Below are 19,164 nucleotides of genomic sequence, written 5' to 3'. Positions count from 1 at the left end.
TTGGGCCTTTTAGATAAAATACAGAAGGTTTTGGCGCGTCTTAAAATGAGACAGGCCCAAACTAGGCACCCCCCTGTCTAGAAGATGACAGAGGCCAGAAATTCAGGAACATCGTCTCGGGTCTTTGTTTCAAAGCGGAACTCGATGTTTGCGAGATCCGTGGCAAGTCCCGTTTTATACTCAAAAAAAGAATGCCCCATAGAAGTTTCATGAAGATATTTTACTGAAAGCAGAGCGCGCCATTGCCGAGTCTTCGTCATGAACAAAGTCTCAACGCCCAGATGAGGACGAGCTGTTTCGGCCAAATGACTGTTTTCCGAAATCCCTAACAAAGTCAGCCTAGTGGCTGAAAGAACTGGAAAATCGAAGCTAAATCCTGCGCCAAAATTTAAATAAGGAGCCATTTTTGGAAGCGTTCCCAGCTCTAGCCGCCACGAGACGGGGGTGTCCAGGGTGTTTATCGGCGCCGTCGAAAAGGTTTTTAGCAAAACGGCTTCGTAAAGATCCGTGTTTGCAAATTCAGGAAAATAGCGAAAATCAAAACTTAAAATTTCTAAATGTGAAAACGGAGACAGGCCGCTATCGTTGGCAAGAAGATCGTGAAATGCGCGACGGAATTTAAAACGATAAAAGGAGTTTTGGTCGAACTGGCCAATGCCAAAGTAATAACCCATCGAATCTGAGCTAAGAAGAGGAGACTCTGGCTTAGGAATCACTAAAGGGTCGGTCACTTTCCCCAGGCGCGCCCGCGCCACCGAAAGAGCATACTTCTCATTTTTCAGATCCTTTTGATCTCGATACTCTTGAATTGCAAGGTAGCTCAAAGAGGCTTCTAGAACATGCGCCTTTTCCTCGCTATTTAATTTCTCAAGAGTTTGTTTGTGGTGGGTTTTCACGATTTCTTTAAGCGCCCGACGTTCGCTTCTATCCAAAGCTGTATAGCGAGTTCGCCATTCAGCTTGTAAAGACATTCGTAGACGTTCGTCAGCGAGCATGCTGTTCTTCAGAAGCACCTTCACTGTGTCCAAGGGAATGGTCGCATCATGAAACTGGGAAGAAAGTCGCAACTGAGGTTTTGCAACCTCGATCAGTTCCAAGATTTGCTGTGAACAGTTGTCACTCAGAAAATAGTAGTCAGAATAGCTGCCATCAAGCTCTAAGAGATGGTCAATTAAAAAGGACACTTCCTGCGGTGACAGCGCAAGTTTGTACTCCCAAAGATTGCGGCCCTCTAAGTTTGTGTACTCGCGTATTTTTTGATAGTAGGGGAGCATCGAGTAAGCGCCGGGGTAAAATCCGAACAGACCCTTGAGGGCATACAAAGCGCCACTTTCTTCGCCGGTGATGGCCGCGAAGTTGATGCCGTAGTCCAGAAGCTCCAGTTCTTTTGTGTTCTTCGGATTATGCGCGCGTAAAAATGTGTGCCCGAAGCTGGAACCCGCACTGTTCAAATCGCTGGCCGCAAAAACCAGATAAAGTTCTTCTGCACCCAACTGCCTTTTCCAAAGGTCTTTTTCGGGACAAGCAACCAAAAGCATTTCGTCTATTTCTAAAATTCTTTTTAGCCAGGAAAGCCTTGCTAAGTAACGGCATTGATTCTGAAGTGCGTTGTCTTTCGAGGAGAAGAAGACCTCGATGGTCTTTAAAAGTTCACTTTTTGGATTGGTAGAACCGTCTTCACTTAAAAAGAAGGACCCTTTTATGGGGGACTTGGGGCCAGAGAATGTATCACGATAGTGCCCCAGGCGAAGCCATTGCGGATCTTGCCAGAGCGTCTTTTCCGAAGCCTGCTGTTGAAGGGCGGCGACTTCTTGCAATGAAAAGCCCCACGCGGAGAGTGGGGCTAATAGTAAAATCCCAAGAACTAAATTAAGAACCATGACACATTTTATTTAAATCGCTTTGTGTCGCAAGCTCTCTGTTTAAGTTGTGAACGAGGTCCGTCGCTGACGTATTGGCGGCTGGGATGATTCTTTCGTAAGAGTTTTGCGCAAAAGAACCGAAGGCTTTTTGTGAAGCTTCGTTCTGGCAGCCCTTCATTTGGGCCAAGGTCGCAAGCTTTTCACCATGACCTTGCGCCATTTCGCGAGAAAGCTCTTCCTGATTCACTTCCACGAAATACTGAACTTCTTTGTCAGCCATAACCAATCCACGTGAAGAACATCCGGAAGTTCCAGAAGTGATGCCGAGGGGTTGAGTTAGAAGGACACTATTTGTGGTCATCGCGAAAAGTTGTAAAAGTTTTGAGTTTTTTTGAATAATAACACTGCCTAAACCGCAACCGGCATCACCTGCCGCCCAAGCATTTGCACCCAATAGAAAAATGGCCGACAAAATAAGCTTTTTCATCTAAGAATCCTCCATATGTTTTAATAAATCGTTGCGTATTTAAGTTTTAACATCAAAGCTTTTAGTGACAGCGAAAGTATTCATGGACCAACGCCTAAGGAGGAATCGCGATGGCAGTGATGGTAATGACTAAAGACAATATCAGAGAAACAGTGGAAAATAATCAACTGGTGATCATCGACTTCTGGGCGACATGGTGCGGACCTTGTCGACGATTTGCTCCGATTTTTGAAGCGGTGGCTTTAAAACATCCCGATGTCATTTTTGCGAAGGTGGACACCGATGCGGAACAAGAATTGGCGGCCCAATTTGAAATCAAGTCCATCCCCACGTTGGCGGTGATCAAAGAGGGTGACATTATTTTTGTGCAACCTGGAGCTTTGCCAGAGGAAGTTCTGGAGCAGGTTGTGGAAAAATCCAAAGAAATTGATATGGAAGAAGTCCGTAAGCAAAATTCTTAGAAAATAGATGCCAGGCTCCTATTTAGCTGTTAGATAGGGGCCCATGAAAAAATCTATCTTTGCACTTCTGCTATTAGCCTCTTCTTACTCTCAAGCAGTTACTTGGGAAGTCTATGGTCCTTGTGACAACCAACCAGTTCATCAAGGTAAGGTCGATGTTGATTTAAAAAAATCCGTTGGCGAAATCTCAGTGGCGATTTTTGAGGTTAACAAAATTCCATTCGTGGGTGGGCCCGAAGGAATGAGTTCGATCATTAACACGCCGATGGGATTGGAATCTCTTGAAATAGTTTCGAATACCGTTATGCGTGCTTATGGCTGGTGTTTTGCTGTGAATGGAACTACGCCTAATAAAATGCCGAACGTGCTTAATCTAAGAAGCCAGGATGATAAAATTGTTTGGTATTATGCGTATACGACAAACAAAGAAAACGTGTGGCAAGATGATATGTGTTCGCCCGCGTACTGGGTTCAAGCAGATCAATTCTGTAAATCGAAATAAAAAAAAGCCCGATGTTTCCATCGGGCCTCGTAAGCTCTCATTAAATTTTAAAGCCTATTTTACGATTTTAACGTGCTTAATAACAACGGCTTCAACCGGGCGATCCATCGGACCTGTTTTAGAGTTTTCGATAGAGTGAACAACGTCCATGCCCTCAACAACTTCGCCGAAAACAGTGTGACGGCCATCCAACCAAGGAGTTGGAACAGTTGTTACGAAGAACTGTGAGCCATTCGTGTTTGGACCTGCATTAGCCATAGAAAGAATGCCGGGCTTATCGTGCTTTTGCTGACCAGGAGTGAATTCGTCTTCAAAACGGTAGCCGGGGCCGCCAGTTCCAGTGCCAAGTGGGCAACCACCTTGAATCATGAAATCTTTGATTACGCGGTGGAATGTCAAACCGTCATAAAATGGCTTTTTAACTTTGCTGCCAGTTTTAGGGTCCGTCCACTCTTTCGTGCCTTCAGCCAAACCTACGAAGTTTTCAACTGTCTTAGGTGCTTTATCGCTCAAAAGCTTAACTTTAAAGTTCCCTTTAGTTGTTTCAAATAGTGCGAACATTTCCTTATTTCCCTTCTTCGTCGTTTTTCCGTCGGTCTTTGCATCTGCGCGGAAGCTGAAAGCCGCCAACAAAAATGCAAACAGGTAAATCCAAAAGACCTTTTTAACATCGATATTCTTCGACATTTTTTACTCCCTGACTTTTGTCCAACTCTCTCACTATTAGTGAGGCAGTCGGCGGGGGTCAAGTTCCTTCAGGACTGCAATATTGGTCTCTAAGAGATGGGAAACTTCCAGCTGTAATTCATCAGGAGAGATTTGAAGCGCTAAGGCAAGAGCTTGAAACGACTGGTGATTTGCTTGCAGTTCTACGACTGATTCTGACGCGACCAGCTGAAGCATCTGCTCAATCTGACGCAGTCGATCATAATTCTGTTGAAGAACATGACCTTTTGCTCCCATGGACGCAATAAAACTCTGTGTGTTGGACTCTGCCGGGGCGATTTTGTGAAAAAGGACAAAGGCCTGTGCCGCAAGTTCAATATCGACCAATCCGCCTTCGCTATATTTTAAGTTTGCCGGAGAAGCGACTTTCAATTGTGTGCGGATTTTTTCAAGCTCGGTAGTATCCGCCTCGGTCAGGCCGCGCTGAATGTAGGAATGAAAAGGCGCGGGTCCGTCTTTTCCGATATAACGACCTTTTAAGTAAGCTTGTCGTTCCCAGGCCGGGGCTTCGGCGCTCAGGTAAGACTCTAAATCCTTGCGAGGAATTACAATCGGCCCGGCCTTGCCGGAAGGGCGCAGTCGCATATCGACGGAATAAATGTTACCGCCGCGGTGAGGCTCCGTCAGTCGAGTGATAAATCGTTTAGCCACTTTAAAATCATTTTCAGTGGGTTCATCGGAAACCACAAAGACGAAGTCTAAATCGGATCTGAATCCCAACTCTTTTCCGCCCCATTTGCCCAAAGCCAGGATTCCGATATCACTGGGATGATCGCGTTTTAAGGCATTTAAAAGAGTTTCGACCACCAAATCGGCGGTAGAGGTCAGATTTCTTAAAAGAACCACAAGATCTTTGTCTTCCAAATATTGACTGCCGTTGATCACTTCAGACAGCAGTTTTTTTTCCGCCAGTTCTTCAAGCAAAGTACCTAAATCTTCAGAGAGCTTGTCTTGGACGCGATAAACGAAACTGTCCAAGAGTTCGGGACGATTGCAAAGAATGCGCGAAAGGTAAGGAGAATGACCAAACAGCCAAGCCAGTTCTTGCAACAGTTCTTTTTCTCTTAATAGCAGCGAAAAGAATGTCGCCTTCGCGCGGGTTCCGTGAATAAAGTCCTTCAGCAAAAACAAGCCGCGATAGACGTCACCCTTTTGTTCTTGTAAGGTCTCTAGGAACGCGGCTAGGAATGCTTTGCGGGACAATTCATCACGATTCTTGTTTCTGGAAAGAACTTCTTGTCTTAGAATTTCCTGCCAGAGTTCCTGGATTTCGTTTTCCGGAAGGCCGACTTTTTTCAGCTCTTCTTCCAGTGAAATTTCTTGTGGCGCCTCGCCCAGAAGACCTTTAACAATTTGATCACAGCGCTTCATTTCTGATGGCAAAGTCTGAAGAGATTTTTGAACGAAGTCGGGATGAGTACCTTGAGTGTTGATCAGATGGGTCTGTTCGTCGTTCTGAGCTTGCACATAGTTTTCTATCATCCGCAAATTCCAATAGTGGGAATTGAGGAAGTCGACGTCGCTTTGGGGCAGAAGCTGTTTTTTGTTTAGCAACTCTAGGGCTTCAGAAGTGCCTCGCACCTGCAACGAAGGGTCTTTTCCACCGTGGATAACCTGAAGAGCGTGGGTGAAAAGTTCGACGTCGCGAATGCCACCGACGCCCAATTTCAGATCAATCACATCAGAAGAAGTGCGCGCCCAATAATGGGTTTGAATTTTCGAGCGCAGGGTTTTTAAATCTTCTAGTAAAGTGAAATCCAAGTGTTTGCGAAACGAGAACTTTTTCGCGAAATTTAAAACTTCGCTTTCAACACTCGCGTCACCGCAAATAGAACGCAAACGCACGAAAGCCAGGCGTTCCCAGGTTTCCCCGTAATTTCCATAATAATCTTTGAATTGATCCAGGGTGGGGATCATTGGCCCTTGTTTGCCACCGGGGCGCAAATCAAAATCGACACGAAAGACAAATCCCTGGAAAGTTCTTTCCGTCAGAATTTTTTGAAACTTTCGTAAGGCCGCCAAAGAAATTTCATTTTCGTTTTCCGCCACCAACAAAACGTCCACATCCGAACTTAAATTAAGCTCCATCGAGCCCAACTTGCCGAACGCGAATAACGCGATCTTTTGGTTTTGAAAACAATGATTAAATGCGGATTTTAGAAGGTGATCAGCGGCCGCGCTCCACTCATGACAGATTTTCTGCGCGGTTTCTGAGTTGTTTTTTGAAGCCAGGGCGAAGCGAGACCAGATCTCGTTTCGCTCCCGTCTTAATTGTTCCTCTAAAGGAAAGTTACTCAATGTTACGTGACCACTTTGGTTTGTAGTAGTTGTAGTTGTCTGTGGTCACCCGGCGCTCTTCGGTGCCGTCCACGGTAGAAATATAAATCTGATTTTTCCCGGTACGATTGCTCGTGTACATAACAAAGCGTCCATCCGGAGAAAATGAAGGGTCTTCATTGCTGGACCATTTGCCATTGGGTTGCTTTGCGGAAGTAAGACGAATCATTCCTGTTCCGTCCGCATTCATCACGAAGATATCAAAGTGATCATCACTTTGACCGGCAAAGGCGATCTTAGAACCATCTGGAGACCAACTTGGTGAAGAATTAAATACGCCAGCAAAAGTAATGCGTTTTACAGCGGAACCGTCGCCATTGGCCGTGTAAATCATCGGTCGTCCCGCGCGATCAGACGAAAAAGCCAGCTTGCCATCGTTGGAAATAGTAGGCTCGACATTCATGGCTCCGGAAGGACCGTTGGTGATTTTGCCGACCAGAGTTCCATCCAAAGTCATTTTGTAAATATCGGGACTATTCCCTTGCGAAATCGTCAGATAGATGTGGCGGTTGTCGGGGGAAAAAGCCGCGCCAGAATTGATACCTTGGCGGTACGAAATCAAAGAACGACGGCCGGTTGTAAGATCAAAAAGCAGCATGTCGGCATTTCTAAACTTTGCTCCCACGCGCTTTACGTAAGAAGTGTAGGCGATCTTTTTTCCATCCGGAGACCAAGCCGGAGAAATAGAGATACTGCGATGGCTTGAGACCTGATCCATATTTGCACCATCCCAATCCATGACGAAAATTTCTTTCGTTTGGGCGCCAGCGCGATCAGAAGACGCGACGACTTTGGAAAGGAACGGACCTTCTTTGCCGGTCAAAGCCTTAAGCACATCATTTGAAAAAGTGTGAGCAATTCGGCGAGCGCTGGAAACCGGGCCTTTATACTTTTTGCCCGCAATCAAATTGGCTCTAGGCACGTGATACAGATAAGTCTCTAGTGTCAGCTCATCTCCGACGATGGAATATCCTGCGCGGATCAGAAAATCTGCGCCGATAGCAGACCAGCTTTGAAATTTGAAACCATTTGGCGAGCCAGGAGCCGGTGTCAGACCGGTTTTGCTGGTGTCCTCAAGAAAAGCACTTTGACTGATGAACTGAAAGTACGCGGAAACCGTTAAATCATTGGTGATGGTATTAAAAATCTCTACACCGACCGATTGATTTTTTGTGCCTGAAGAGGGTGATCCAAAGTATTGCAAAGCCGGCAAAGCCAACAGACTTTTTTTGGTACGAGCTTCACCCAATTTAATATAGATGCCACCCGTTTGGGCTTGAGCAAATAAAGGAAAAATGCCGAAAACAAGGAGCAAGGCTAAAAGCTGCTTTATCATAAAGATCTCCTATTCTGGGAATCCGATCAGAATTCCGTCTACGGATACGATGGCCAAAAATTTCTCTGGAGGAGCAGGGAACGGAGCCGATCGATCGATAGTTGCTAATACTTCCTCATCGTAACTGGGATTACCACTGCTTTTAACAATTTTTCTTCCCAGAATATTTCCTCGTGAATCAATAAACACCACGGCTTGGGCTTTGAAGTCGCGTTTGGCCAGCCATTCTGGAAGGGCCCAATTGGCTTTAATATGTCTATCTAAATCAGACGCATAAGTGTCATGCTGAAGTTTCGTGAGTCCTGTCAGCGATGTTCCAGGTGACAACACGTTGCCTTTGATTTTCTGACCACCCGAATCCGATTTACCCGAACCGGCGGCGGCTTTTCTTTTTTCTTCTGCAACGTCGTTCTTAATTTTTTCTAAAGCCGCCATGGCTTTCAATTTCTCAAGAGCATTTTGCTGTTGAGATTTCACCTTCTCAAGGTTTACGCCATCGTCCTTTTTGGCCACGGGCTTCACAGGTTCAGGCTTAGCGACGGCTGTCTTCTTTTCGACAACTTTTTCGGGCGGTTTTTCTGCCGGAATTTCTGGGGCTTTTTCTTTATCAGGAAGCGCAGGTCGAGCTTCTTCTTTTGCAGGAGCCGGCATATCCTTCGGCTCAATTTTATCCGGCAACCCTACCATATCGACCCGAATAGCTTGAGAAAAGTCGATAGCTTCAGGAGTAAAAAACACAGCTTTCAGTGTGAAAACTGAAATAATGAACGCGTGCAAGGCAATAGAAATTCCTATGCCGCGCGAAAGTTGATCATCTTGCTGTTTATCTTCTTCTAAATAATTCACTGATCTTTGGGAACCGTGATAAGGCCTATGTTAAAGATCCCGGCGGCACGAACTTCTGCCATAGCTTCCGCGACGAAGCCATAATCCACTTTGCGGTCTGCCTGGATATAAACTTGTTTGTTCTTTTTATTTTCGAAAATCGCTTTCAATTTGGGTCGCAACTCAGTCATGGTGATTTTTGTCTTCGCCACCGTCATTTTTTGATCGGGGCCAATCACCAAAACAAAAGGCTCTTCATTCAGCTCCACTCCCGAAGAGGATGTCTTGGGAAGATCCACTTCGATTCCCTGTTGCATCAGCGGAGTTGTCACCATGAACATAATAAGGAGAACCAGCATGACGTCCACCAGAGGGGTCACATTGATCTCACTTAATGTTGCGCGGCTTTTTGCTTTGCCGCCTCCATTACTCATTCCCACGATTAGTTCCCTTGGAAGAAGTTACGCTTCACGATGTTCAGGAAGTCCGCGTTGAAGTTGTTTAAAGCAATTTCTTGTTTGCGGATGCGTGAAATAAAGTTGTTATAAAGAACCACTGCGGGGATCGCGGCGGCAAGACCGATCGCCGTGGCAATTAGGGCTTCTGAAATTCCTGGGGCAACAACAGCAAGACTGGCAGTCCCGGTCTGGCCGATTTTATGGAAAGACCCCATGATCCCCCAAACAGTTCCGAAAAGACCGATAAAGGGTCCGGTACTTCCCGTCGTTGCCAAGACTGTTAAGCGGGACTCAAGTTTCGAGATTTCGTTTTCAGAGGCTTTATTCAAAACACGCTGAAGATTGTCGATGCCGGAAAGAATAGGTTTGTCGCCCTCTGTTTTGGCGAGTAAAGGCGACTCAGAGATTTTCTTCATTTCCAGGTAGGCCGCCTTAAATACACGGGCGATAGAAGAGTCGTTGTACTGATCGATGTCTTCATAAAGTGTGTCCAGCGAATTTACTTTCCAGAATTTACTTAGGAAAAGTTCGTCAGAATTATTCATTTTCTTGAAGGTTTGGTATTTCGTAAATCCGATGGCCCAGCAGAATACTGAGAGTAAAACTAGAATTAATAAAGTCAGTTGCACAACAGGACTTGCTTGAAAAATAGCATCCATGGAGCTTGTGTTCACAGACACAGAGGGTGCAGCCTGAGCTACGTTAACAAATAGAGCGGACATATCTTGACCTCCGATGAGGGACGCATCAGTCCCTAAGGTAAAAAGATATGTCCAAATGGTCCTGAGTTCAACCTATTGAACAGGACCTTGGCCGAGAAGGTCTAGCAATTGTGGCAAATTGTCCGTGATCAAGCCATCCGCCTTATAGCGACTCGCTTCAGCAAATTGAGATTCACTTTGAATAGGGCCCAAGAAAATTCTTTTTTTACGTCGGCGCATTTCTTCGATGATGTCGTCGTTGAATGCGGGACGCTTCATTAATGTAAACGGAGCGATAAAGACATCGCCTGAAAATTGTGTGGAGGGTAGAATCCACATGGAATCAAACGTCAAAAGACGCATTAAATCCGGAGTGCTCGTCCCATAAACCCACTCGGGCTTAATCTCTTTAATTGAAGTCATTAAAATCAAAGCGTCACTTTGAATCAGAGTGCGCTCGTTGGGCTTCAAATCCTGTATGGTGTTCACTAACGTGGTGTGTGCGTCGGCAACGTTGTCGACGACATTCAAAATAAAACGCGTTTGTGGGAACTGCTCGTAGTACTCCTTCAGGGCGGGAGTTGTTTTATAGAACTCGTTGATCTGTTCCCATGGATATTCAGAAAGTTTTCCACCGATCATGATAGGAGTGTTGGGGTTCGCTTCCTGTTCTTTTCTTTTCATATCCAAAAATTCGCTGTCACGGCCTGCCGCAAGAATGAACGGAATTTTGTCGCGAGAAAAGCGCACGTCCAGCCAGATCACCGCATCCGGCTTGGCTTTTAAGGCTTCCTGGGTTTTTTCCAAAGTATCTGCTTTCACGATAATCAGCGGGGTCGCCCCTGAAAAGAAGGCATGCTCATAGGCTTTATAGTTTTGGCCTAATCCCCAAATACGGGCAGATAAAATAATAATCCCGACAACAACAAGGCTAGCAACGGTAATGAAAAAGATTCTCATAAGACCTTCGTATAGCATCGTAAGGCATTGAAATCAGCAAATTTTTCAAAAACTGACGCAGACGTTTCTGTCACGGCCTTAAATACGTTAAAATAAGGCGTATTTGCCCTTGTTTTTCATTTCACTTTCGTTTAGAAACGGGGCATAGCCCTACTGTGGACGCACATTGAAAAGCCCACTGAAAGCAGCTCAAAAAGAGCAGAGAACGAATCATGAACAAGATCAACCGCAAACTCGAATACGCCCTCATGGCCCTGAAGTACATGAGCAAAAAAATTCCTGGCGAATTGACGTCCGCGAAAGAAGTTTCCGATTCTTTTCATACGCCTTTTGATGCGACAGCTCGAGTTATGCAGCAAATGGCACAAAAAGGAATTCTTCGCGCTGAATATGGTGCTAGCGGTGGTTACCAAATCACCAAAGACCTTTCCAAAGTGTCCATTCATGATCTTGTCGAGATCATTGAGGGTCCGACGGCACTTGTAAAATGCCTTCATAAAGAGGCGCCTTGCGAAATTCAAGGAACCTGCAACATTGTTTCACCCATCACTCAACTGAATCATCGTCTCACGGAATTCTATAGAAGCCTGAGCCTGAAAGATCTGCTTGTGGATAAATCATCATTGGCTGGCAAAAAGTCAGCGGAGGCTGAGGCGCATGGACAATAAATCCTCCAACAACCCTCTAGAGTCCTACGAATATAAATACGGTTTTACGACCGACATTGAAACCGACGACGTACAAAAAGGTTTGAATGAAGACATCATTCGTCTGATCTCGCAAAAGAAAAACGAACCCGAATGGATGTTGGAATACCGACTTAAAGCGTTCCGCCATTGGCTTACAATGGTCGAGCCGACGTGGGCGCATGTTTCTTATCCTAAAATCGATTTCCAGGATATCCGTTATTATTCAGCACCGAAGAAGCAGGCGGAAGCAGACAAGCCCAAATCGTTGGATGACTTAGATCCTGAGTTGATCAAAACTTTTGAAAAGTTAGGCATTCCTTTATCAGAACAAAAACGGATTTCCGGAATTGCCGTGGATGTGGTTTTTGACTCTGTTTCTGTCGGCACAACACATACGGAAGTTTTGGATAAGGCCGGCGTGATTTTCTGCTCGATTTCAGAGGCGGTACAAAAGCACCCTGAACTTGTAAAAAAATATCTGGGATCTGTCGTTCCTTATGCGGATAACTTTTATGCCGCTTTGAATGCCGCCGTCTTCACGGATGGCTCTTTTTGTTACATCCCTAAGGGTGTTCGTTGCCCTATTGACCTTTCGACTTACTTCCGTATCAACGCCAAAGACACGGGTCAGTTTGAAAGAACTCTTTTGATCTGCGACGAAGGTGGTTACGTCAATTACCTTGAAGGTTGCACGGCCCCTCAGCGTGACGAAAATCAATTGCATGCGGCTGTTGTCGAGTTGATTGCTTTAGATGATGCGGAAATCAAATACTCCACGGTTCAGAACTGGTACACCGGCGATAAAGAAGGTCGCGGTGGCATCTACAATTTTGTGACCAAACGAGGGAAAGCGGCGGGAAAACGCTCTAAGATTTCTTGGACTCAGGTAGAGTCAGGTTCCGCCATCACGTGGAAGTATCCTTCTTGTATCTTGCAAGGGGATTATTCTGAGGGCGCATTCTATTCTGTCGCTTTGACTCACGACCTGATGCAGGCCGACACCGGTACGAAGATGATTCATATCGGTAAAAACACAAAAAGCACGATCATTTCCAAAGGTATTTCCACGGACAAGTCTTCAAACGCCTACCGTGGCCAAGTGAAAATCATGCCTTCTGCTGAAAATGCGCGAAACTATTCACAGTGTGATTCGATGCTTGTCGGGGATAAGTGCAGTGCCAGTACATACCCCTATATTGAAGTAAAAAATAAATCCGCCATGATTGAGCACGAAGCGACGACTTCACGAATCAGTGAAGACCAGATCTTCTATTTGCAGTCTCGTGGTTTGGATATGGAAAAGACAATTTCGATGCTCGTAAACGGTTTCTGCAAAGAGGTCTTTAAAGAATTGCCTCTGGAATTTGCCGTCGAAGCCGTGAAGTTGATTGAAATGAAATTGGAAAACAGCGTGGGTTAGTCCCGCGACGTAAAGGTAAGAGCTATGTTAGAAATTAAAAACCTCCACGCACGTGTTGAAGAAAAAGAAATTCTTAAAGGTCTGAACCTGACCATCAAGCCGGGTGAAGTCCATGCGATCATGGGACCGAATGGTTCCGGCAAATCAACTTTATCTAAAGTCCTTGCCGGACATCCGGCCTATGAAGTGACTGGCGGCGAAGTAAAGTATGAAGTGAACTTTCAGATGAAGAATCTTCTTGAGCTAGAGCCAGATGAACGAGCGAAAGAGGGGATCTTCTTAGCATTCCAATATCCCATCGAAGTTCCGGGTGTCTCTAACTTCACTTTCCTGCACACGTCTTTCAATTCGATTTTGCAGCACCAAGGTTCAGAGCCTATGCCGGAAGGGGAGTTCCGTGAATTCCTGGTTCAGAAATTAAAACTTGTCGGCATGAAACCCGAGTATCTGGATCGTCCGGTGAACACGGGATTTTCTGGTGGCGAAAAGAAGAAAAATGAAATTCTGCAAATGGCAGTTCTTTCGCCGCGCCTAGCGCTTTTGGATGAAACGGATTCCGGTCTTGATATCGATGCTCTTCGCATCGTTTCTGAGGGTGTGAATAAGTTGCGTCGCAAAGACAACGCGATCGTAATGGTGACGCACTATCAAAGACTTTTGGACTATATCAAACCGGACTATGTTCACGTCTTGTTGGGTGGAAAAATCGTTGAAACAGGCGACAGCTCTTTGGCTTTGAAGCTTGAAGATAAAGGGTACGACTGGTTGACGTAGTCAACCGTCGAGGTGAAGAAATGAATTTGCTTTCAACCTATGAAAAATTCAGTCAGACACAGCCTGCAGAAGGGGCCTTGGCTTCTTTTCGTCAGGCCGGTTTTGACTATGCTTCTCACAAGGGGCTACCGACTCGTAAAGATGAAGAGTGGCACTATACCAGTGTAAAAGTCCTCGGGGAAACAAACTACACATCAAGTGCTGTGAATCCTTTTGCGCCCAGCCATGATACGGCTGTGGCGATTAAGAAGTGTTTGAACCCTGAATTCATTAACATTGTTTTCTTTAATGGTGTTTTGGATAAGACCTTAACCGAAGAATTGCCTTCGGGATTTTCTTTGCGTGAGCTTTCAGAGTATCCGACACAGTTTGATGATACTTTTGATGCTTTAAATGGCGCCTATCTGGCGAAACCTTTCGTTCTTTCCTTGGCGAAAGAAACCTCTGTGGAAAAACCTGTGAATTTCGTGTTTTTCACTTCCACAGAGGGCGGTAGCGCCCTGATGGTTCATCCTCGTATTTCATTGCATGTGGGCGCACGCTCTTCCGTTAAAATTTTGGAGAGCTACCACGGATCATCCACTTCTTACTTCGTGAATTCCGTGATGGATCTTCACGTGGGTGAAAGTGCGAAGGTTATTTATGTGCGTTTGCAAGGGGAAGGCGAGTCTGCCGTTAATATCGGTCGCACACGCCTCACGGTTGAAAAGAACGCGAATGTTGAAAGTCTGGCTTTTGCAACCGGAGCAATGTTGTCTCGTCATTCCTTGGATGTGACTTTGACGGGTCAGGGTTCTTCCACCGAGATCTTGGGTGTTTATGCGGTTAGCGGTAAGCAACACGTCGATAACACCTCTTTAATCAACCACCAGGTTGGCGAATGCCATACGAATCAGCTTTACAAAGGTATTTTGGACGGCGAATCCCGTTCCGTATTCAGTGGAAAAGTTCTGATTCAAAAAGGGGCTCAGAAAGCGGACTCGGCTCAACTTAACAATAATCTGTTATTAAGTTCTAAGGCGGAAGCCGATAGCAAGCCGGGGCTTGAAGTTTATGCGGACGACGTTAAAGCGGCGCATGGTTCAACAGTTGGTCAATTAAATCGCGAAGAGCTTTTCTATTTGCAATCACGCGCGATTCCCAAAGCGAAAGCCATCCCCATGTTGAGTTATGGGTTTCTTTCGGAAGTAATTTATAAAATCTCTGACGACAGCATTCAAAAATGGCTGACTCGTCATTTGGATGAGGCGTTCACACGTCTTCATGTTAACGGGTAGGTAATGAGTCAATTAGAACAGGTCTTTTCGGCAGTTAGAAATGAATTTCCGGCACTTACTCAAAAAGTGCACGGGAAAAGTCTGGTGTATTTGGACAGTGGTGCCACCACGTTGAAGCCGCAGGCCGTGATCGATCGTATTACTCATTTTTACTCTTTTGAGACATCGAACGTGCATAGGGGTGCCCATTACTTAGGTGATGTTGCGACTCAAGCTTTCGAAGCGGCTCGTAATAGTGTGGCGCAGTTTTTAAATGCTCGTATGTCTGAAGAAATTGTTTTCGTGCGGGGAACCACGGAAGGTGTCAACCTTGTGGCACACTCGTGGGGAATGACAAATCTGAAAGAGGGCGACGAGATCCTAATTACTGTGATGGAGCATCACGGGAATATCGTTCCTTGGCAAATGGTCGCTGAAAAAGTCGGTGCAAAAGTACTGGCCGTGGACATTTTGGATAATGGTGAGCTGAACGTCGAAGACTTTAAAAAGAAACTTTCTACCAAGACAAAAATGGTGGCCTTCACTGGTTGCTCAAATGTTTTAGGCACGAACAATGATATGAAACTTTTGACCAAGCTCGCTCACGAAGCGGGCGCAAAGGTTCTTATTGATGGTGCGCAGGTTGTTTCTCAGGCAAAAGTCGATGTTCAGGATATCGATTGTGATTTCTTTGTCTTCTCGGCCCATAAGGTTTTTGGTCCCTTTGGGATGGGGGTCGTTTACGGCAAAAAAGAGATTCTGGACGGAATGTCGCCCTATCAAGGTGGCGGCAGCATGATTGCCAAAGTCACGGTTGAGAAAACCACCTACAACGATGTGCCTTTCCGTTTTGAGGCGGGAACACCGCATATCGAAGGTGCCGTTGGCTTGCACGCGGCAATTGATTTCGTAAACCGAATCGGGCTTGAAAAAATCCACAGCTATGAAATGGATTTACTAGCATATGCGACCGAAAAGCTGTTAGCAGTTCCGGATGTGAAAATCTTCGGAACAGCCGCAAATAAAGGTCCTATTCTATCGTTTAATATAAAAGGGGCTCACCATTCTGATATCGGGCAAATTCTGGATCAGGAAGGCGTTGCCGTTCGCGCGGGCCACCATTGCACTCAGCCTCTGATGGCTAGACTAGGCGTGCCTGGAACAGTCCGCGCTTCTTTTTCCGTGTATAATAATCATCAAGACATTGATGCCTTAGTAAAAGCCGTGGCGAAAGCCCGGGAGATGTTGTTATGAGCAGCCAAGATGTACTCATCCGTATTCAAGCGACTCCAAATCCTAATGCTTGGAAATTTGTGTTGGATCGCCCCGTATTGACTGAAGGAAAAGCGACGTATGCCGACGCCAAAGAGGCAGACCAAAGCTTGCTGGCTTCAGCCCTGTTTCAAGTGGAAGGTGTTCGTCAGGTTCACTTCTTTCAGAATGTGATCACGATCACTCACAACTTCGACGCTGATCCGGAAGAGATTCAAAAAAATGTGTGTGCGGTTATTCAGACACGCATGCCTGTGCATAATCCCAATCAGACGCAGATGGATGAAAAGAAATTGCGTCGCGCCAGTCAGCCACCTGAAGTTCAGCGTATTGAAGAGATTTTGGATGAAACTGTTCGTCCCGGTCTGCAAGGCGATGGCGGGGACTTGGATGTGGTGAAGTACGAAGACAATAAGCTCTATGTATTTTATCAAGGGGCATGTGGAACTTGCCCAAGTGCCACGTCTGGAACATTGATGGCGATTGAGGGAATTTTGCGAGATCAATTCAATCCCGAAATCGAAGTGATTCCGGTTTAATCTTTTTTATCGGCCGACGGTTTTCGACTCAGACCCGAGCTGTTCATCCGCGGCCTTTTTCATTTCTGAAGCGACCGATTCCCAGGTATCCTCGGGGCGGCTTACTACGACTGCTGAGTTTCCCATTTTCTCTTCACCGCGTGCACCATAAGCTTGAAGTGAAATTGTTCTTTGTTTTTCTTTATTAAAACCACTGACCGTCAATTTGACTTCAACGATTTGGCCCATTTTCACATTTGCATAACTATCACTGAGGTGGCCTTCAACAACTTGGACATCTTCTGGAACGGACCATTCATAGGAAAGGTCCCCAGTCATTTCCTGATTAACCAGGATTCTTCCGATCAGATGAACTTCGTCATTGCCTGAGCTAGGGATCTCTGAGGAGGCGACTTCAACTTTGACCAGTGCCAGGTGTTTTCCCACGGGGACTGGCATCCAAAATTTGCTTTTTACGGAGGCGGGTTCTCGGTGTTTCTCTTTATTCGAGATGTACGCAAGGCCTGTGATTGCAAATATAAGTCCTATAAAAAGGGTTACGGCTGTTCTGTACCGCATAGCTGCTGACTTCCTTTTTTGATGGTGTAGGTTGCTGTTCCCTGCATTTCTGCGTTGGTCTTACCATAAGCGTTGACCTTCACATTAAGAATGTAGAAGCCCGCAGGCAGGCCACTTAAAGAAATTGTTTCTGAACCCGTGGCGTTTCGACTTTGTCTGGCGATGTACGGACTCTTGTAGCCGGCATACCAATAGTCATCCTCGAAATAGACGTAAGAGCCATAATAAAGAATCAGATCCAAATTCGGCGCATTACTTCCCGATACTGAATTTTCAAGAGTTAACGTCGTCGAAGACCCATCATGTTTATACAGGTAAAAGTCATTGTTCTTTTGCTGATTGGAGCGACGAACGGAATCTTTGTAGCTCATGGTATATTCGACGGCCCCGCCGCTAATGGTTTCGGCTGAGCACGTGTTGGGCGTCAGGAAATAAGCGTAATCGTGCGTCGTTTTATTCTGTTTTTCTTCGACTAGAATGTCATCCCATTCGCTTGTGCCAAAGCCACTTTGCGACAGCATCCAATTGAATAAGCCAGAGTTAGGAATTGGGTAGATCGATGTGTTAACCAAGCTATAGGTCAAAGGATTGCTTTTGCCGTGACCGGAAGTATCTTCGCCCGCAAAGACTTTCCAGATATTTGCGAACGTTACTCCGCCACCAGGTTTCCCAGCCGAGTAAGATGAAGCGATGTTGCGTGTTGCTTTGTAAAGTGTTCGGGAAATAGAGACTTCACGGAAAGTTCCCGTGCCATCTAGATCGCCATCAACGTTGTCGGGTTGAGACGTATCAGTTCCCACGGCGGCAAGGTTGAATGAGATACCGATACAAGTCGTGCAGCTACCCTTATAACCGAAGGTATCCACGTAGTAGTGATACTTTTTTGTGGTCGGTATGCGATCTTCTGCGGCAGAACTGCTTTTGGCATCAGCACCTGTTAAGATGGCTCCTTGAAGGAAGTTGGCCCAGCCCTCACTCCACGCAAGTCGCGCATCAATAATGAAGTTCCCGTTGTGCGATCCACCCGGTGATTCTGAGTTGCCGTAAACATCTTCAAGAAAATGGCCGTATTCATGAAGAATCACCGAGTCGTCGAAATGATCTGTATCCGAAGTTTTCACGTCGCCATTTGAACCGCCAAGAATATACAACTTTCTTTCGCCCGGTGAATAGAAAGATAAGGGCGTCGAGACGTTAAAATAGGTGTACGGATTGAAACCCGCCTTCCAATAGACTGTGACTTTTTCTGCGACCCACCACTTGTTGGCGTTGGCTTCAGGTGTTCCCGCCACGGTGCCATTTTTTCCGATGTTGCGACGGATGAATTCGTTGGCGAGCAAAATGTTGTACATAATATTGAAGGCGCCGCCTTCGATTTTTGCAGAAGCGGCCTCGCTGGCTTCCGCATAGACGGGCGATGAACTTAGATCGAGTGTGCCCGAAGTGATGTTAGCCGAAGAGATCGTGAAGGACTTTGCGATCGCATAGGGCGTGTTTGCATAAATGTCTTCAAGAATGCTGACCTTCAGGTAGCTATTGTAGGCGCGTGAAAACACTTTCAAGGTATAAGTTCCGGCGGTCTTGGGCATTTCAAAGATGGCATATCCTTGAGTGTTTGTTTCCCCTTGCTGAACGCGCTCGCCGGAGGAGTTATAAATATGAAATTCCGCAAAGGGGATGGGGAAGGCGCCGGCGGTGCTCACGACGGAACTAAGACCGTTTCTGTTGCCGCTATCTTCGGGGATATTAAACACAATTGGACGGTATAAAAACTTTGCCGGAATCGTAACCAATACGGGATCACTGACAGCCTTGGGACTTCCATAGTAGGTCGGCTCAGGCGACGCCGGAACTGAACTATAGTCGTTAGGCGAAAAGCCGCCGCCACCGCACGCAGTAATAGATAACGATAGGATGCACAGAGCAGCCGCTAGAATCCGTGATTTCATATGAAGCTTATCGGACTTAAAAAGGCATGACTGAACGAGGGTTTAGGTTGAA

Annotated in this window: 19 protein-coding genes; 8 read left to right on the top strand and 11 right to left on the bottom strand. The window is 46.0% G+C overall.

Going from position 1 to position 19,164, the window contains the following annotated elements; genetic code table 11:
- Positions 1–77: 77 nt before the first annotated feature.
- The gene (locus tag OM95_RS08335) at positions 78–1,880 is read right to left on the bottom strand and encodes a DUF4105 domain-containing protein (protein WP_041872510.1); all 1,803 of its coding nucleotides are present in this window, start codon (positions 1,878–1,880) and stop codon (positions 78–80) included.
- The gene (locus OM95_RS08330) at positions 1,870–2,349 is read right to left on the bottom strand and encodes a DUF3015 family protein (protein ID WP_041872507.1); all 480 of its coding nucleotides are present in this window, start codon (positions 2,347–2,349) and stop codon (positions 1,870–1,872) included. Before OM95_RS08330 ends, OM95_RS08335 begins: the two co-directional genes overlap by 11 nt.
- Positions 2,350–2,459: 110 nt before the next feature.
- Here OM95_RS08330 and trxA point away from each other — a divergent pair, with 110 nt between their 5' ends.
- Entirely contained in the window at positions 2,460–2,810 is a 351-nt protein-coding gene (gene trxA / locus OM95_RS08325) for a thioredoxin (protein ID WP_041872505.1), read from the top strand.
- A gap of 43 nt (positions 2,811–2,853) precedes the next feature.
- On the top strand, positions 2,854–3,312 hold the full coding sequence (locus OM95_RS08320; RefSeq protein ID WP_041872503.1) for a DUF4430 domain-containing protein: 459 nt from the start codon (positions 2,854–2,856) through the stop codon (positions 3,310–3,312).
- 54 nt (positions 3,313–3,366) lie between these two features.
- On the opposite strand, the gene OM95_RS08315 is transcribed toward OM95_RS08320, so the two are convergent.
- The 7 genes from OM95_RS08315 to OM95_RS08285 form a co-directional block, all read right to left on the bottom strand.
- Positions 3,367–3,873, bottom strand: a complete 507-nt coding sequence (locus OM95_RS08315; RefSeq protein WP_041872748.1) for a peptidylprolyl isomerase — start codon at positions 3,871–3,873, stop codon at positions 3,367–3,369.
- Positions 3,874–4,035: 162 nt separating this feature from the next.
- The gene (locus OM95_RS08310; protein WP_041872502.1) at positions 4,036–6,336 is read right to left on the bottom strand and encodes a glutamine-synthetase adenylyltransferase; all 2,301 of its coding nucleotides are present in this window, start codon (positions 6,334–6,336) and stop codon (positions 4,036–4,038) included.
- Complete coding sequence (locus OM95_RS08305) at positions 6,329–7,711, bottom strand: PD40 domain-containing protein (protein ID WP_041872499.1); 1,383 nt, start codon at positions 7,709–7,711, stop codon at positions 6,329–6,331. The genes OM95_RS08310 and OM95_RS08305 overlap by 8 nt, the downstream gene beginning before the upstream one ends.
- Positions 7,712–7,720: 9 nt before the next feature.
- Positions 7,721–8,557, bottom strand: a complete 837-nt coding sequence (locus OM95_RS08300; RefSeq protein ID WP_041872497.1) for a TonB family protein — start codon at positions 8,555–8,557, stop codon at positions 7,721–7,723.
- On the bottom strand, positions 8,554–8,970 hold the full coding sequence (locus OM95_RS08295; protein ID WP_291515927.1) for a biopolymer transporter ExbD: 417 nt from the start codon (positions 8,968–8,970) through the stop codon (positions 8,554–8,556). Before OM95_RS08295 ends, OM95_RS08300 begins: the two co-directional genes overlap by 4 nt.
- An 8-nt stretch (positions 8,971–8,978) precedes the next feature.
- A complete protein-coding gene (gene tolQ, locus OM95_RS08290) occupies positions 8,979–9,716 on the bottom strand; it encodes a protein TolQ (protein ID WP_291515893.1) in 738 nt (245 codons plus the stop codon).
- Positions 9,717–9,788: 72 nt separating this feature from the next.
- Entirely contained in the window at positions 9,789–10,655 is an 867-nt protein-coding gene (locus OM95_RS08285; protein ID WP_291515891.1) for a hypothetical protein, read from the bottom strand.
- A 212-nt stretch (positions 10,656–10,867) separates the two neighbouring features.
- Between OM95_RS08285 and OM95_RS08280 the strand changes: the two genes are divergently transcribed.
- Genes OM95_RS08280 through OM95_RS08255 form a run of 6 tightly spaced genes read left to right on the top strand, consistent with a single transcriptional unit; the run spans position 10,868 to position 16,605 of the window.
- Positions 10,868–11,323: an Rrf2 family transcriptional regulator gene (locus tag OM95_RS08280; protein WP_041872489.1), complete on the top strand. Its 456-nt coding sequence runs from the start codon at positions 10,868–10,870 to the stop codon at positions 11,321–11,323.
- Positions 11,313–12,764, top strand: a complete 1,452-nt coding sequence (sufB, locus tag OM95_RS08275; protein ID WP_041872488.1) for a Fe-S cluster assembly protein SufB — start codon at positions 11,313–11,315, stop codon at positions 12,762–12,764. The genes OM95_RS08280 and sufB overlap by 11 nt, the downstream gene beginning before the upstream one ends.
- A gap of 24 nt (positions 12,765–12,788) precedes the next feature.
- The gene (gene sufC / locus OM95_RS08270) at positions 12,789–13,538 is read left to right on the top strand and encodes a Fe-S cluster assembly ATPase SufC (RefSeq protein WP_041872487.1); all 750 of its coding nucleotides are present in this window, start codon (positions 12,789–12,791) and stop codon (positions 13,536–13,538) included.
- 20 nt (positions 13,539–13,558) lie between these two features.
- Entirely contained in the window at positions 13,559–14,815 is a 1,257-nt protein-coding gene (gene sufD, locus OM95_RS08265) for a Fe-S cluster assembly protein SufD (protein WP_041872485.1), read from the top strand.
- A 3-nt stretch (positions 14,816–14,818) separates the two neighbouring features.
- Positions 14,819–16,048, top strand: coding sequence for a cysteine desulfurase (locus tag OM95_RS08260; RefSeq protein WP_041872483.1), 1,230 nt, complete (start codon positions 14,819–14,821; stop codon positions 16,046–16,048).
- Positions 16,045–16,605: a NifU family protein gene (locus OM95_RS08255; protein ID WP_041872481.1), complete on the top strand. Its 561-nt coding sequence runs from the start codon at positions 16,045–16,047 to the stop codon at positions 16,603–16,605. Before OM95_RS08260 ends, OM95_RS08255 begins: the two co-directional genes overlap by 4 nt.
- 6 nt (positions 16,606–16,611) lie before the next feature.
- Here OM95_RS08255 and OM95_RS08250 read toward each other — a convergent pair whose 3' ends face one another.
- Both OM95_RS08250 and OM95_RS08245 read right to left on the bottom strand, forming a co-directional pair.
- A complete protein-coding gene (locus OM95_RS08250; protein ID WP_041872478.1) occupies positions 16,612–17,163 on the bottom strand; it encodes a hypothetical protein in 552 nt (183 codons plus the stop codon).
- Complete coding sequence (locus OM95_RS08245; protein WP_041872476.1) at positions 17,142–19,112, bottom strand: hypothetical protein; 1,971 nt, start codon at positions 19,110–19,112, stop codon at positions 17,142–17,144. The genes OM95_RS08250 and OM95_RS08245 overlap by 22 nt, the downstream gene beginning before the upstream one ends.
- Positions 19,113–19,164: the final 52 nt, after the last annotated feature.

The sequence above is a fragment of the Bdellovibrio sp. ArHS genome (genome assembly GCF_000786105.1).
Taxonomy (GTDB): domain Bacteria; phylum Bdellovibrionota; class Bdellovibrionia; order Bdellovibrionales; family Bdellovibrionaceae; genus Bdellovibrio.
Note: the sequence above shows the minus strand (reverse complement) of the source record. Positions and strands in the feature narration are given on the sequence as shown.

Coding starts and splice junctions, on each gene's coding strand:
- OM95_RS08335 (WP_041872510.1), bottom strand. CDS start 1,880: ATGGTTCTTAATTTAGTTCTTGGGATTTTACTATTAGCCCCACTCTCC.
- OM95_RS08330 (WP_041872507.1), bottom strand. CDS start 2,349: ATGAAAAAGCTTATTTTGTCGGCCATTTTTCTATTGGGTGCAAATGCT.
- OM95_RS08250 (WP_041872478.1), bottom strand. CDS start 17,163: ATGCGGTACAGAACAGCCGTAACCCTTTTTATAGGACTTATATTTGCA.
- OM95_RS08280 (WP_041872489.1), top strand. CDS start 10,868: ATGAACAAGATCAACCGCAAACTCGAATACGCCCTCATGGCCCTGAAG.
- OM95_RS08245 (WP_041872476.1), bottom strand. CDS start 19,112: ATGAAATCACGGATTCTAGCGGCTGCTCTGTGCATCCTATCGTTATCT.
- OM95_RS08305 (WP_041872499.1), bottom strand. CDS start 7,711: ATGATAAAGCAGCTTTTAGCCTTGCTCCTTGTTTTCGGCATTTTTCCT.
- OM95_RS08295 (WP_291515927.1), bottom strand. CDS start 8,970: ATGAGTAATGGAGGCGGCAAAGCAAAAAGCCGCGCAACATTAAGTGAG.
- sufC (WP_041872487.1), top strand. CDS start 12,789: ATGTTAGAAATTAAAAACCTCCACGCACGTGTTGAAGAAAAAGAAATT.
- OM95_RS08255 (WP_041872481.1), top strand. CDS start 16,045: ATGAGCAGCCAAGATGTACTCATCCGTATTCAAGCGACTCCAAATCCT.
- trxA (WP_041872505.1), top strand. CDS start 2,460: ATGGCAGTGATGGTAATGACTAAAGACAATATCAGAGAAACAGTGGAA.
- OM95_RS08260 (WP_041872483.1), top strand. CDS start 14,819: ATGAGTCAATTAGAACAGGTCTTTTCGGCAGTTAGAAATGAATTTCCG.
- sufD (WP_041872485.1), top strand. CDS start 13,559: ATGAATTTGCTTTCAACCTATGAAAAATTCAGTCAGACACAGCCTGCA.
- OM95_RS08315 (WP_041872748.1), bottom strand. CDS start 3,873: ATGTTCGCACTATTTGAAACAACTAAAGGGAACTTTAAAGTTAAGCTT.
- sufB (WP_041872488.1), top strand. CDS start 11,313: ATGGACAATAAATCCTCCAACAACCCTCTAGAGTCCTACGAATATAAA.
- OM95_RS08320 (WP_041872503.1), top strand. CDS start 2,854: ATGAAAAAATCTATCTTTGCACTTCTGCTATTAGCCTCTTCTTACTCT.
- tolQ (WP_291515893.1), bottom strand. CDS start 9,716: ATGTCCGCTCTATTTGTTAACGTAGCTCAGGCTGCACCCTCTGTGTCT.
- OM95_RS08285 (WP_291515891.1), bottom strand. CDS start 10,655: ATGAGAATCTTTTTCATTACCGTTGCTAGCCTTGTTGTTGTCGGGATT.